We start from the raw sequence: 14,025 nt of genomic DNA, 5'->3' as shown, positions 1-14,025 counted from the left end.
TACTCTACGGCTGGGCCGGGAACGCGCTCCCGGGTGGCCGCGCCGGCTGGGCTGGGCAAGGCGGGTGTAGCTCAATGGTAGAGCAGAAGCCTTCCAAGCTTACGACGAGGGTTCGATTCCCTTCACCCGCTCCAGCCCGCGCGCACACCGGGCGCGCCGTGCCGTCCGGCCCTTAGCGTGCCTCGGATTCGTCGGGGCGTCGGGAACGTCGGGAACGAAAGAAAACTGCGATGGCGAAGGCGAAATTCGAGCGGAACAAGCCGCACTGCAACATCGGCACGATCGGTCACGTCGACCATGGCAAGACGTCGCTGACGGCCGCGATCACGAAGGTTCTGGCGGAGACCGGCGGTGCGACGTTCACCGCGTACGACCAGATCGACAAGGCGCCGGAGGAGAAGGCGCGCGGCATCACGATCTCGACGGCCCACGTTGAGTACGAGACGACCAACCGCCACTACGCGCACGTGGACTGCCCGGGCCACGCCGACTACGTGAAGAACATGATCACGGGTGCGGCGCAGATGGACGGCGCGATCCTGGTGGTGTCGGCGGCCGACGGCCCGATGCCGCAGACGCGCGAGCACATCCTGCTGGCGCGCCAGGTCGGCGTTCCGGCGATCGTGGTGTTCATGAACAAGGTCGACATGGTCGACGACCCCGAGCTTCTGGAGCTGGTCGAGCTCGAGGTTCGCGAGCTTCTGTCGTCGTACCAGTTCCCGGGGGACGACATTCCGATCGTCAAGGGGTCGGCGCTGTGCGCTCTGGAGGACCGCAATCCGGAGATCGGGCGTGAGGCGATCCTGAAGCTGATGGCGGAGGTCGACGCCTACATCCCGCAGCCGGAGCGTCCGAAGGACCGTCCGTTCCTGATGCCGATCGAGGACGTGTTCTCGATCTCGGGCCGCGGCACGGTGGTGACGGGCCGCGTCGAGCGCGGCGTGGTGAAGGTCGGCGAGGAAGTCGAGATCGTCGGCCTGAAGGCGACGGTGAAGACGACGGTGACCGGCGTCGAGATGTTCCGCAAGCTTCTCGACCAGGGCGAGGCGGGCGACAACATCGGCGCGCTGCTGCGCGGCACGAAGCGCGAGGACGTGGAGCGCGGCCAGGTCCTGGCGAAGCCGGGGACGATCACGCCGCACACCAAGTTCAAGGCCGAGGCGTACATCCTGACGAAGGAGGAGGGCGGCCGCCACACGCCGTTCTTCTCGAACTACCGTCCGCAGTTCTATTTCCGCACGACCGACGTGACGGGCCAGGTGGTCCTGCCGGAGGGCACGGAGATGGTGATGCCGGGCGACAACGTCGCCATCGAGGTGCAGCTGATCGCGCCGATCGCCATGGACGAGGGCCTGCGCTTCGCCATCCGCGAGGGCGGCCGCACCGTCGGCGCCGGCGTCGTTGCCAAGATCATCGAGTGATGATATAAGGCGCGCTCCGCCGCCGGTCCCACAGGCACCGGCGGCGGAGTTTCTGGTGGACGTTTCGCGGAAGTTCGGCTATACCGCGCGTCGCCCTCCGGGACGGCGCACCGGGAAGGCTGTAGGAGTGTAGCTCAATTGGTAGAGCACCGGTCTCCAAAACCGGGGGCTGGGGGTTCGAGCCCCTCCACTCCTGCCATTTCCTTCCGCTGATGACATGGACGCCGGCCGGTGCCGGCGTTTTTTCGCTGAGAGGCGCCCGTCCGGCGTCCTCCCCGCTCCCGGATCTGGTACGCACCGCACCATGGCAAAAGTCAATCCCGCCGAATTCGCCAGCGAGGTCCGCCGCGAGATCGCCAAGGTGACCTGGCCGACCCGCAAGGAGACCGCGATCACGACCGCCATGGTCTTCGTCATGGTGGTGCTGGCGGCGCTGTTCTTCCTGGTGGTCGATCAGGTCCTCTCCGTGGCCGTGCGCCTCGTTCTCGGTCTGGGGGGCTGACCGCCATGGCGATGCGCTGGTACGTGGTCCACGTCTATTCCGGTTTCGAGAAGAAGGTCTCCCAGTCGATCCGCGAGAAGGCTGCCCAGAAAGGTCTGGAGGCGCTGTTCGACGAGATCCTGGTGCCGACCGAAGAGGTCGTCGAGGTGCGCCGCGGCTCCAAGGTGTCCTCGGAGCGCAAGTTCTTCCCTGGCTACGTCCTCGTCCGCATGGAGCTGACGGACGACACCTGGCACCTCGTCAAGAACACGCCCAAGGTCACCGGCTTCCTCGGCGGCGGCGGCAAGCCGCAGCCGATCAGCCAGAAGGAGGCCGAGCGGATCGTCAAGCAGGTGCAGGAAGGGGTGGAGCGGCCGAAGCCCTCCATCACCTTCGAGGTGGGCGAGCAGGTGCGGGTCAGCGACGGCCCCTTCACCTCGTTCAACGGCACCGTCGAGGAGGTCGACGAGGAGAAGGCCCGCCTCAAGGTGGCGGTGTCGATCTTCGGCCGCTCCACCCCGGTGGAGCTGGAGTACGCCCAGGTCGAGAAGGTTTGACCGCCGCCGGTGGAGGTCTCCTCCGCCGCGGCATCATGGACCGTGGAAGGCCCGCCATAGCCGCACCACGGAAACCCGGCGGCGCCGCTCCCAGCAGCGGACGCCGCCATCGGAGGTTCAGACATGGCGAAGAAAGTCGTCGGTTACATCAAGTTGCAGGTGCCGGCCGGCAAGGCCAACCCGTCGCCGCCGATCGGCCCGGCGCTGGGCCAGCGCGGCCTGAACATCATGGAGTTCTGCAAGGCGTTCAACGCCAAGACGCAGGACCTGGAGGTCGGCATGCCGATCCCCGTGGTGATCACCGCCTACGGCGACCGCACCTTCACGTTCGTCACCAAGACCCCGCCGGTGACGTACTTCCTGAAGAAGGCGTCGGGCGTCGCCAAGGGCACCCAGACCCCGGGCAAGGGCACGGTCGGCTCCATCACCATGGAGCAGATCCGCGAGATCGCCCAGAAGAAGATGGCCGACCTCAACGCCAACGACGTCGAGGCGGCGTCGCGCATGATCGTCGGTTCCGCCCGCTCGATGGGCCTCGAAGTGGTGGGGGACTGATCCATGGCCAAGCTGGGCAAGCGCCTCAAGAACGCCTACACCGACATCGACCGCGACGCCTTCTACGCGCTGGCGGACGCCATCAAGCTGGTCAAGGGCAAGGCGACCGCGAAGTTCGATGAGACCATCGAGATCGCCATGAACCTCGGCATCGACCCGCGCCACGCCGACCAGATGGTCCGCGGCGTCGTCAACCTGCCGAACGGCACCGGCAAGACCGTCCGCGTCGCCGTCTTCGCCAAGGGCGCCAAGGCCGACGAGGCCGCCGCCGCGGGTGCCGACATCGTCGGCGCCGAGGACCTGGCGGAGAAGATCCAGGCCGGCGAGATGAACTTCGACCGCTGCATCGCCTCGCCCGACATGATGGGCGTGGTCGGCAAGCTCGGCAAGATCCTGGGCCCGCGCGGCCTGATGCCGAACCCGAAGCTCGGCACCGTGACCCCGAACGTCGCCGACGCCGTCAAGGCGGCCAAGGCGGGTGCCGTGGAGTTCCGCGCCGAGAAGACCGGCATCGTCCACGCCGGCGTCGGCAAGGCCAGCTTCTCCGAGGAGGCGCTGGCGCAGAACATCCACGCCTTCGTCGACGCCATCACCAAGGCGAAGCCGTCGGGCGCCAAGGGCACCTACATCGAGAAGGTGTCGCTGAGCTCGACCATGGGCCCCGGCCTCAAGCTCGACATCCCGAGCCTGTCGTCGGCCCAGGCCTGAGGGCCACCGAGTTTCGCCGCCGCGCCCCGCGAGGGGGCGGCGGCGGGGGCGGCCGCCGGGAGGTCCGGCGGCCTCCGTCCCTGTCCGAGACCGCAGGCGCCGGCAACGGCTTAAACACGCCCTGCGCAGACAGGAGTTTGAACCGAATACCGGCCGTGGCCTGCCACGGTCCCGTTCGGCTTGGGCTTCTGGGACAGGTTTGAGCCGGGATCGAAACGCTCCTGCACGGGGCATCGATCCCATGGTGCACTCTAGTGCATTGGAGGCGATCCGTGGATCGTACACAAAAAGAAGCGACGATCGCGGACCTGCATTCGAAGCTGCAGGACACCGGCCTGGTGGTGATCACCCACCACCTCGGCCTGACGGTCGCGGAAGTGACCGACCTGCGAGCGAAGATGCGGGCCGCGGGGGCCAGCTTCAAGGTGACGAAGAACCGGCTCGCCCGCCGTGCCCTGAAGGGCACGCAGTTCGAGGGGCTGGACGGCCTGTTCAAGGGCCCGACGGCGATCGCCTACTCGAAGGACCCGGTGGCGGCGGCCAAGGTCGTGGCCGCCTATGCCAAGTCCAACGACAAGCTGGCCATCGTCGGCGCCGGTCTCGGCACCCAGATGCTCGACGCGGACGGGGTGAAGGCTCTGGCCGAACTCCCGTCGCTGGACGAACTGCGCGCCAAGCTCGTTGGCATGATCCAGACCCCGGCGACCCGTATCGCCGGCGTTCTCCAGGCGCCGGGCGGCCAGGTCGCCCGCGTCCTGGCGGCCTATGCCAAGAAGGACGAGCAGGGCGAGGCGGCCTGAGCCTCGCTGTGAACGCGTAAACCAGACCCGAACCCAAGCTTACCAGGAAGAGAGAAATGGCTGATCTGCAGAAGCTGGTCGACGACCTGTCGGCCCTGACCGTCCTCGAGGCCGCCGAGCTGTCGAAGATGCTCGAGGAGAAGTGGGGCGTCTCCGCCGCCGCTCCGGTCGCCGTCGCCGCCGCTCCGGGTGCCGCCGCCGCTGCCGCCCCGGTCGAGGAGCAGACCGAGTTCAACGTGATCCTCGCCGACGCCGGCGACAAGAAGATCAACGTCATCAAGGAGGTCCGCGCGATCACCGGCCTCGGCCTCAAGGAGGCCAAGGACCTGGTCGAGGGCGCGCCGAAGCCGGTCAAGGAGGCCGTGTCCAAGGACGAGGCCGCCAAGATCAAGAAGCAGCTTGAAGAAGCCGGCGCCAAGGTGGATATTAAGTAAGACCGTCTTGCTGAGATACGGAACGCACATATCCACGCCGAACGGCGGCTGGTCCCCCCGGGGGCCTGCCGCCGCACGGCGTTTTCGTCCTTTCACCGGTCAGGGGGCTCCCGCAAGGGAGGCCGCTGCCCGGCATTTGCTGTCCCGGCCGTCCTCCCGGCGGACGGGGCACGTCGCTCGGTCGGATGAGCGCACACACGGACAGACGTTTGGGGACATCCATGGCCAAATCCTTCACCGGTCGTAAGCGTGTTCGCAAGAGCTTCGGGCGCATCCCGGAAGTCACCCAGATGCCCAACCTCATCGAGGTGCAGCGGAGCTCGTACGACCACTTCCTGCAGATGGACGTCCCGCCCGAGAAGCGGGCGAACCTGGGCCTGCAGGAGGTGTTCCGGTCGGTGTTCCCGATCAAGGACTTCTCCGATCGGGCCGTGCTCGACTTCGTGCGCTACGAACTCGAGCAGCCCAAGTACGACGTGGAAGAATGCCAGCAGCGCGGCATGACCTTCGCCGCGCCACTGAAGGTGACTCTGCGCCTGTCGGTGTTCGATGTCGAGGAGGACACCGGTCTCCGGTCGATCCGCGACATTAAGGAGCAGGACGTCTACATGGGCGACATGCCCCTGATGACGGCCAACGGCACCTTCATCATCAACGGCACCGAACGCGTCATCGTTTCGCAGATGCACCGCTCGCCCGGTGTCTTCTTCGACCACGACAAGGGCAAGACCCACTCTTCGGGCAAGTATCTGTTCGCCGCGCGCGTCATTCCCTACCGCGGCTCCTGGCTCGACTTCGAGTTCGACGCCAAGGACCTCGTCTACGTCCGCATCGACCGCCGCCGCAAGCTGCCGGCGACCACGCTCCTGTTCGCGCTCGACAACGCCGAGACGGTGTCCCTGCGCGGCCAGCGCCGGGAGGCCGGCAAGGACCTGCTGCCCTACGAGGCGCAGGGCATGTCGAAGGAGGAGATCCTCTCCTACTTCTACGACGTCATCACCTACAGCCGTGCCTCGGGCGGCTGGAAGACCCCCTTCTCGGCCGAGCGCATGAAGGGCGTCAAGCTGGTCTCCGACCTGGTCGACGCCAAGACCGGGCAGGTCGTCGCCGAGGCCGGCTCGAAGATGACGCCCCGCCTGATCCGCAAGCTCCAGGACGGCGGCCTGGAGGAGCAGCTCGTCTCCACCGAGGAGCTGACCGGCCGCTACCTCGCCGTCGACATCATCAACGAGCAGACCGGCGAGGTCCTGCACGAGGCCGGCGACGAGCTGTCGGCGGCCGACCTGGACAAGCTGGAGAAGTCGGGCGTCGCCGAGATCCCGGTGCTGGCGATCGACCACATCAACGTCGGCGCCTACATCCGCAACACCATGGCCGCCGACCGCAACGCGTCCCGCGAGGACGCGCTGATCGACATCTACCGCGTCATGCGCCCGGGCGAGCCGCCGACGCTGGAGTCCGCCGAGGCCCTGTTCAACGGGCTGTTTTTCGACAGCGAGCGCTACGACCTGTCGGCGGTCGGCCGCGTGAAGATGAACGCGCGCCTGAACTTCAAGACCGAGGACACCATGCGCGTCCTGCGCAAGGAGGACATCCTCGAGATCCTCAAGGTGCTGGTCAACCTGAAGGACGGCCGCGGCGAGATCGACGACATCGACCACCTCGGCAACCGCCGTGTCCGTTCGGTGGGCGAACTGATGGAGAACCAGTACCGCGTCGGCCTGCTGCGCATGGAACGGGCGATCCGCGAGCGCATGAGCTCGGTCGAGATCGACACGGTCATGCCGCACGACCTGATCAACGCCAAGCCGGCCGCCGCCGCGGTGCGCGAGTTCTTCGGCTCGTCGCAGCTTTCGCAGTTCATGGACCAGACCAACCCGCTGTCGGAGATCACGCACAAGCGGCGTCTCTCGGCTCTCGGCCCGGGCGGTCTGACCCGCGAGCGCGCCGGCTTCGAGGTGCGCGACGTGCACCCCACCCACTACGGCCGCATCTGCCCCATCGAGACGCCGGAAGGCCCGAACATCGGCCTGATCAACTCGCTGGCCACCTACGCCCGGGTCAACCAGTACGGCTTCATCGAGAGCCCGTACCGCAAGGTCCACGACAGCCGGGTGACCGACGAGGTGGTCTACCTCTCGGCCATGGAGGAGGGCCGCTACGTCGTCGCCCAGGCGAACGCCGAGCTGGACGAGGAAGGCCGCTTCGTCGCCGACCTGGTGTCGTGCCGGCAGGGCGGCGAATACCTGATGTTCCGGCCCGAGGCCATCGACCTCATCGACGTGTCGCCCAAGCAGCTGGTGTCCGTCGCCGCGGCGCTGATCCCGTTCCTGGAGAACGACGACGCCAACCGCGCGCTGATGGGCTCCAACATGCAGCGCCAGGCGGTGCCGCTGGTGAAGGCCGACGCCCCGCTGGTCGGCACCGGCATGGAGGCGACCGTGGCCCGCGACAGCGGCGTCACCATCGTCGCCAAGCGCTCCGGCGTCGTCGACCAGGTGGACGCCACCCGCGTCGTGATCCGCGCCACCGACAACGCGGACTCCACGGCCCCCGGCGTCGACATCTACAACCTGCTGAAGTTCCAGCGCTCCAACCAGAACACCTGCATCACCCAGCGGCCGCTGGTCAAGGTGGGCGACCGCGTGGCGGCCGGCGACATCATCGCCGACGGTCCGTCGACGGAGCTGGGCGAGCTGGCGCTGGGCCGCAACGTGCTCGTCGCCTTCATGCCGTGGAACGGCTACAACTTCGAGGACTCGATCCTCATCTCCGAGCGGATCGTCAAGGACGACGTCTTCACCTCGATCCACATCGAGGAGTTCGAGGTGATGGCCCGCGACACCAAGCTGGGCCAGGAGGAGATCACCCGCGACATCCCCAACGTCGGCGAGGAGGCCCTCAAGAACCTCGATGAGGCGGGCATCGTCTACATCGGCGCCGAGGTGAAGCCGGGCGACATCCTGGTCGGCAAGGTGACGCCGAAGGGCGAGAGCCCGATGACCCCCGAGGAGAAGCTGCTGCGCGCCATCTTCGGCGAGAAGGCGTCGGACGTCCGCGACACCAGCCTGCGCCTGCCGCCGGGCGTCACCGGCACCATCGTCGAGGTGCGCGTGTTCTCCCGCCGCGGCGTCGACAAGGACGAGCGCGCGCTCGCCATCGAGCGGGCGGAGATCGAGAAGCTGGCCAAGGACCGCGACGACGAGAAGGCGATCCTCGAGCGCAGCTTCTACACCCGCCTGAAGGAGCTGCTGCTCGGCCAGGTCGCCCAGTCCGGTCCGCGCGGCTTCCAGGTCGGCCTGCCGATCACCGAGGAGGGCCTCGCCACCATCACCCGCGGCCAGTGGCGCCAGGTGTCGGTGCAGGACGAGAAGGTGATGGAGTCGGTCGAGAACATCACCAAGGTGTTCGACGACAGCATCCAGGCGCTGCAGAACCGCTTCGAGAACAAGGTCGAGAAGCTGCAGCGCGGCGACGAGCTGCCGCCCGGCGTCATGAAGATGGTCAAGGTGTTCGTCGCGGTGAAGCGCAAGCTGCAGCCGGGCGACAAGATGGCCGGCCGCCACGGCAACAAGGGCGTGGTGTCGCGCATCATCCCCCAGGAGGACATGCCCTACCTGGAGGACGGCACCCCGGTCGATCTGGTGCTGAACCCGCTGGGCGTGCCCTCGCGCATGAACGTCGGGCAGATCCTGGAGACGCATCTGGGCTGGGCCTCGGCGGGCCTGGGCCGGCAGATCGGCGAATGCATCGACCGCTACCGCCACCTCAGCCGCAGCCAGGGCGACGGCACGCCGGCCATCGAGCCGCTGCGCGACACCCTGAAGGCGGCCTACGGCGAGAAGGTGTACGCCGAGGACATCGCCGACATGGGCGAGGGCGAGCTGATGGAGCTGGCCGGCAACCTGCGCAAGGGCATCCCCTTCGCCACGCCGGTCTTCGACGGCGCGCGCGAGGACGACATCTGCCGCATGCTCGAACTGGCCGGGCTCGAGCGGTCGGGCCAGGTGACGCTCGTCGACGGCCGCACCGGCGAGTCGTTCGACCGCAAGGTGACGGTGGGCTACATCTACATGCTGAAGCTCCACCACCTGGTCGACGACAAGATCCACGCCCGCTCGATCGGTCCCTACTCGCTGGTCACCCAGCAGCCGCTGGGCGGCAAGGCCCAGTTCGGCGGCCAGCGCTTCGGCGAGATGGAGGTGTGGGCCCTGGAGGCGTACGGCGCCGCGTACACCCTGCAGGAGATGCTCACCGTCAAGTCCGACGACGTGTCCGGCCGCACCAAGGTCTACGAAGCGATCGTCCGCGGCGACGACAACTTCGAGGCGGGCATTCCGGAATCGTTCAACGTGCTGGTCAAGGAGCTGCGCTCGCTCGGCCTGAACGTCGAACTGAACACGCGGACCTACTGAGCGAGACGACGATCACCGCCGGACGGCACGGGCCCCCCGTGTCCTTCCGGCGGCGCGTCCCCATATGACAACGCGGCTGACGCCAGCGGGAGACGGTCATGAACGAGTTGATGAACATTTTCGGCCAGGTCCAGGGTCCCCAGAGCTTCGATCAGATCCGCATTCAGATCGCCAGCCCTGAGCGCATCCGGTCCTGGTCGTACGGCGAGATCAAAAAGCCGGAGACCATCAACTACCGCACTTTCAAGCCGGAGCGCGACGGCCTGTTCTGCGCGCGCATCTTCGGACCGATCAAGGACTACGAGTGCTTGTGCGGCAAGTACAAGCGCATGAAGTATCGCGGCATCATCTGCGAAAAGTGCGGCGTCGAGGTGACCCTCTCCAAGGTCCGCCGCGAGCGCATGGGCCACATCGAGCTGGCCTCGCCGGTGGCGCACATCTGGTTCCTGAAGTCGCTGCCGAGCCGCATCGGCCTGCTGCTCGACATGACGCTGAAGGACCTGGAGCGCATCCTCTATTTCGAGAACTACGTCGTCATCGAGCCCGGCCTGACCCCGCTGAAGCTGCACCAGCTCCTCTCCGAGGAGGAGTTCATCACCGCCCAGGACGAGTACGGCGAGGACGCCTTCACCGCCTCCATCGGCGCCGAGGCGCTGCGCATCATGCTGTCCGCCCTCGACCTCGACGAGGAGAAGAAGCGTTGCCGCGAGGACCTGCGCGACACCGCGTCGGAGGCCAAGCGCAAGAAGCTGGTGAAGCGCCTCAAGCTGATCGACGCGTTCCTCGAGAGCCAGTCCCGTCCGGAATGGATGATCCTCGAGGTCATCCCGGTGATCCCGCCCGAGCTGCGCCCGCTGGTGCCGCTCGACGGCGGCCGCTTCGCCACCTCCGACCTCAACGACCTCTACCGCCGCGTCATCAACCGCAACAACCGCCTGAAGCGGCTGATCGAGCTGAAGGCGCCGGACATCATCGTGCGCAACGAGAAGCGCATGCTGCAGGAGGCCGTCGACGCCCTGTTCGACAACGGCCGCCGCGGCCGCGTCATCACCGGCGCCAACAAGCGGCCGCTGAAGTCGCTGTCCGACATGCTCAAGGGCAAGCAGGGCCGCTTCCGCCAGAACCTGCTGGGCAAGCGCGTCGACTACTCCGGCCGCTCGGTCATCGTCGTCGGCCCGGAGCTGAAGCTGCACCAGTGCGGCCTGCCCAAGAAGATGGCGCTGGAGCTGTTCAAGCCCTTCATCTACGCCAAGCTTGAGCTGTACGGCCTGGCCTCCACCATCAAGGCGGCCAAGCGCATGGTGGAGAAGGAGCGGCCCGAGGTCTGGGACATCCTCGAGGAGGTGATCCGCGAGCACCCGGTCATGCTGAACCGGGCGCCGACGCTCCACCGCCTCGGCATCCAGGCGTTCGAGCCGGTGCTGATCGAGGGCAAGGCGATCCAGCTCCATCCGCTGGTCTGCACCGCCTTCAACGCCGACTTCGACGGCGACCAGATGGCCGTGCACGTCCCGCTGAGCCTCGAGGCCCAGCTGGAGGCGCGCGTGCTGATGATGTCGACCAACAACATCCTGTCGCCCGCCAACGGCAAGCCGATCATCGTGCCGTCCCAGGACATCGTGCTGGGCCTCTACTACATCACCATGGACCGGCCCGGCGAGCCGGGCGAGGGCATGACCTTCGCCAACGTCGGTGAGATCGAGCAGGCGCTGGACGCCAAGGTCCTCACCCTGCACGCCAAGATCAAGGCGCGCTACAAGGGCGTGGATTCCGAGGGCAACCCGACGGTCACCATCGTCGAGACGACGCCCGGCCGCATGCTGCTGTCGGAGATCCTGCCGCGCCACCCGGCGGTGCCGTTCGCGCTGATCAACCGCCTGCTGACCAAGAAGGACGTCGGCAACGTCATCGACGCCGTCTACCGCCATTGCGGCCAGAAGGAGACGGTGATCTTCGCCGACCGCCTGATGAAGCTCGGCTTCGGCCACGCCTGCCGCGCCGGCATCTCCTTCGGCAAGGACGACATGGTCATCCCCGCCGCCAAGGAGAAGCTGGTCGGCGACGCCAAGGAGCGGGTCAAGGAGTACGAGCAGCAGTACCTCGACGGCCTGATCACCCAGGGCGAGAAGTACAACAAGGTGGTCGACGTCTGGTCGGAGTGCACGGAGAAGGTGGCGACCGAGATGATGAAGGTCATCTCCGACACCGCCCCGGGCAAGCCGGTCAACTCGGTCTACATGATGGCCCACTCCGGCGCCCGCGGCTCGGCGGCGCAGATCCGCCAGCTCGCCGGCATGCGCGGCCTGATGGCCAAGCCGTCGGGCGAGATCATCGAGACGCCGATCATCTCGAACTTCAAGGAAGGCCTGACCGTGCTGGAGTACTTCAACTCCACCCACGGCGCCCGCAAGGGCCTGGCCGACACGGCGCTGAAGACGGCGAACTCCGGCTACCTCACCCGCCGATTGGTGGACGTCGCCCAGGACGCCATCATCGTCGAGCATGACTGCGGCACCGAGCGGGGCATCACCGTCAAGGCGGTGATCGACGGCGGCGAGGTGATCTCGCCCCTGTCCGACCGCATCCTCGGCCGCACCGCCGTGGACGACGTGATCGACCCGCTGAACGGCGAGATGATCTGCAAGCGCGGCGACCTTATCGACGAGCCGCTGGTCGACCGCATCGAGCGGTCGGGCATCGACAGCGTGCGCATCCGTTCGGTGCTCACCTGCGAGACCCGCGACGGCGTGTGCGCCAAGTGCTACGGGCGCGACCTGGCCCGCGGCACGCTGGTCAACACCGGCGAGGCGGTCGGCGTCATCGCCGCCCAGTCGATCGGCGAGCCGGGCACCCAGCTCACCATGCGCACCTTCCACATCGGCGGCGCCGCCCAGCGCGGTGCCGAGCAGAGCTTCGTCGAGGCGGCGTTCGACGCCACGGTGCGGATCAACAACCGCAACGTGGTGCTGAACTCGGCCAACCTGCCGGTGGTGATGGGCCGCAATTGCGAGGTGGTGCTGCTCGACGAGCAGGGCCGCGAGCGGGCGCGCCACCGCGTCCCCTACGGCACCAAGCTGCTCGCCGACGAGGGCGCCAAGGTCGAGCGCGGCCAGAAGCTGGCGGAGTGGGATCCCTACACCCTGCCGATCATCACCGAGCGCGAAGGCGTCGCCCATTACGTCGACCTGGTCGAGGGCGTGTCCATGCGCGAAGTGATGGACGAAGCCACCGGCATCTCGTCGAAGGTGGTGGTGGACTGGCGCCAGCAGCCGCGCGGCGCCGACCTCAAGCCGCGCATCACGCTGCGCGACGCCCAGGGCAACGTGGTGACCCTGCCCAACAACATGGAGGCGCGCTACTTCATGTCGGTGGACGCCATCCTCTCCGTGGAGAACGGCGCCCACGTCAAAGCGGGCGACGTGCTGGCCCGCATCCCGCGCGAATCCTCGAAGACCCGCGACATCACGGGCGGTCTGCCGCGCGTGGCCGAGCTGTTCGAGGCGCGCCGCCCCAAGGACTTCGCCATCATCTCCGAGGGCGACGGCCGGGTCGAGTTCGGCAAGGACTACAAGACCAAGCGGCGCATCGTCGTGCGCAACGAGGAGACGGGGGAGGAGCGCGAGTACCTCATCCCCAAGGGCAAGCACATCTCCGTGCAGGAGGGCGACTTCGTCCAGCGCGGCGATCTGCTGATGGACGGCAACCCGGTTCCCCACGACATCCTGTCGGTGATGGGCGTCGAGGCGCTGGCCAACTACCTCATCAACGAGATCCAGGACGTCTACCGGCTGCAGGGCGTCAAGATCAACGACAAGCACATCGAGGTGATCGTCCGCCAGATGCTGCAGAAGGTCGAGATCACCGACGCCGGCGAGACCACCTTCCTGGTGGGCGAGCAGGTCGACCGCCAGGAGTTCGACGAGGAGAACAACAAGACCATCGCCGAGGGGCTGAAGCCGGCCGACGGCAAGCCGGTCCTGCAGGGCATCACCAAGGCGTCGCTGCAGACCCGCTCCTTCATCTCGGCGGCCTCGTTCCAGGAGACCACCCGCGTCCTCACCGAGGCCGCGGTGTCGGGCAAGACCGACAACCTGGAGGGCCTCAAGGAGAACGTCATCGTCGGCCGCCTCATCCCGGCCGGCACCGGCTCGGTGGTGAACCGCCTCAAGCAGATCGCCGCCGAACGCGACCGTCTGGCGGCGGTGGCCGCGGAGGAGGAGCCGCAGGCTCTGCCGCCGCACCACGGCGAGAGCTCGGCCGCCTGACGGCGACCGCGCAGGAACGACGGAAAGGGGGGCGCGTCCGGCGGGACGCGCCCCTTCTTCTTGGCCCGGATGGCGGAGCCGGAGCGGGCAAATGCCCGCTTGACGCCACCACGGCCGGTCCATATAGTCCGCAAACCTCTGGGGGCAGGTGGTGGGTGGACGCACGCCCAGACGTTGCCCCGCACGAACCGCGACATAGCCGTTTCCGAGACCATCCGGACGGCGCTCGATGATTGGGCCCGCAACGAGGCGATTGCGCTTCGAAGGCGGGTTTTTGCATCGTCCGACGGATCCGCCGGACGATTTGTAGGAAGGAATGAAGGGCTGCAATGCCGACGATCAACCAGTTGATCCGTAAGCCGCGTGAGCCTGAGGCCGCGCGCAACAAG

The 14,025-nt window shown here is 67.3% G+C and carries 9 protein-coding genes and 2 tRNA genes; all 11 read left to right on the top strand.

Annotation, left to right across the window (positions count from 1 at the left end; genetic code table 11):
• Positions 1–60: 60 nt before the first annotated feature.
• The 11 genes from ACSBPG_RS12770 to rpoC all read left to right on the top strand — a co-directional run bounded on the left by ACSBPG_RS12770 (position 61) and on the right by rpoC (position 13,636).
• A tRNA-Gly gene (locus ACSBPG_RS12770) sits at positions 61–134 on the top strand.
• Between the two features lie 96 nt (positions 135–230).
• Positions 231–1,421, top strand: coding sequence for an elongation factor Tu (gene tuf / locus ACSBPG_RS12765; RefSeq protein WP_435537537.1), 1,191 nt, complete (start codon positions 231–233; stop codon positions 1,419–1,421).
• A 123-nt stretch (positions 1,422–1,544) separates the two neighbouring features.
• Positions 1,545–1,620, top strand: a tRNA-Trp gene (locus tag ACSBPG_RS12760).
• 105 nt (positions 1,621–1,725) lie between these two features.
• On the top strand, positions 1,726–1,923 hold the full coding sequence (secE, locus tag ACSBPG_RS12755) for a preprotein translocase subunit SecE (protein WP_435537547.1): 198 nt from the start codon (positions 1,726–1,728) through the stop codon (positions 1,921–1,923).
• A 5-nt stretch (positions 1,924–1,928) separates the two neighbouring features.
• The gene (gene nusG / locus ACSBPG_RS12750) at positions 1,929–2,459 is read left to right on the top strand and encodes a transcription termination/antitermination protein NusG (RefSeq protein WP_435537546.1); all 531 of its coding nucleotides are present in this window, start codon (positions 1,929–1,931) and stop codon (positions 2,457–2,459) included.
• A gap of 123 nt (positions 2,460–2,582) precedes the next feature.
• Positions 2,583–3,014, top strand: a complete 432-nt coding sequence (rplK, locus tag ACSBPG_RS12745) for a 50S ribosomal protein L11 (RefSeq protein ID WP_435537545.1) — start codon at positions 2,583–2,585, stop codon at positions 3,012–3,014.
• Positions 3,015–3,017: 3 nt separating this feature from the next.
• On the top strand, positions 3,018–3,722 hold the full coding sequence (gene rplA, locus ACSBPG_RS12740; RefSeq protein WP_435537544.1) for a 50S ribosomal protein L1: 705 nt from the start codon (positions 3,018–3,020) through the stop codon (positions 3,720–3,722).
• 272 nt (positions 3,723–3,994) lie between these two features.
• A complete protein-coding gene (gene rplJ, locus ACSBPG_RS12735) occupies positions 3,995–4,522 on the top strand; it encodes a 50S ribosomal protein L10 (protein WP_435537543.1) in 528 nt (175 codons plus the stop codon).
• A gap of 56 nt (positions 4,523–4,578) precedes the next feature.
• Entirely contained in the window at positions 4,579–4,956 is a 378-nt protein-coding gene (rplL, locus tag ACSBPG_RS12730; RefSeq protein ID WP_435537542.1) for a 50S ribosomal protein L7/L12, read from the top strand.
• A 221-nt stretch (positions 4,957–5,177) separates the two neighbouring features.
• Positions 5,178–9,371: a DNA-directed RNA polymerase subunit beta gene (rpoB, locus tag ACSBPG_RS12725; protein ID WP_435537541.1), complete on the top strand. Its 4,194-nt coding sequence runs from the start codon at positions 5,178–5,180 to the stop codon at positions 9,369–9,371.
• Between the two features lie 98 nt (positions 9,372–9,469).
• The gene (gene rpoC / locus ACSBPG_RS12720; protein ID WP_435537540.1) at positions 9,470–13,636 is read left to right on the top strand and encodes a DNA-directed RNA polymerase subunit beta'; all 4,167 of its coding nucleotides are present in this window, start codon (positions 9,470–9,472) and stop codon (positions 13,634–13,636) included.
• Positions 13,637–14,025: the final 389 nt, after the last annotated feature.

It is taken from the genome of Azospirillum sp. ST 5-10, from assembly GCF_051225715.1.
GTDB lineage: Bacteria > Pseudomonadota > Alphaproteobacteria > Azospirillales > Azospirillaceae > Azospirillum.
This window is presented reverse-complemented; position numbering and strand designations above follow the sequence as displayed.

Excerpts from the sequence above, each read along its gene's own strand:
- rplK (WP_435537545.1), top strand. The coding sequence starts at position 2,583 with ATGGCGAAGAAAGTCGTCGGTTACATCAAGTTGCAGGTGCCGGCCGGC.
- nusG (WP_435537546.1), top strand. The coding sequence starts at position 1,929 with ATGGCGATGCGCTGGTACGTGGTCCACGTCTATTCCGGTTTCGAGAAG.
- rplA (WP_435537544.1), top strand. The coding sequence starts at position 3,018 with ATGGCCAAGCTGGGCAAGCGCCTCAAGAACGCCTACACCGACATCGAC.
- secE (WP_435537547.1), top strand. The coding sequence starts at position 1,726 with ATGGCAAAAGTCAATCCCGCCGAATTCGCCAGCGAGGTCCGCCGCGAG.
- rpoB (WP_435537541.1), top strand. The coding sequence starts at position 5,178 with ATGGCCAAATCCTTCACCGGTCGTAAGCGTGTTCGCAAGAGCTTCGGG.
- rpoC (WP_435537540.1), top strand. The coding sequence starts at position 9,470 with ATGAACGAGTTGATGAACATTTTCGGCCAGGTCCAGGGTCCCCAGAGC.
- rplL (WP_435537542.1), top strand. The coding sequence starts at position 4,579 with ATGGCTGATCTGCAGAAGCTGGTCGACGACCTGTCGGCCCTGACCGTC.
- tuf (WP_435537537.1), top strand. The coding sequence starts at position 231 with ATGGCGAAGGCGAAATTCGAGCGGAACAAGCCGCACTGCAACATCGGC.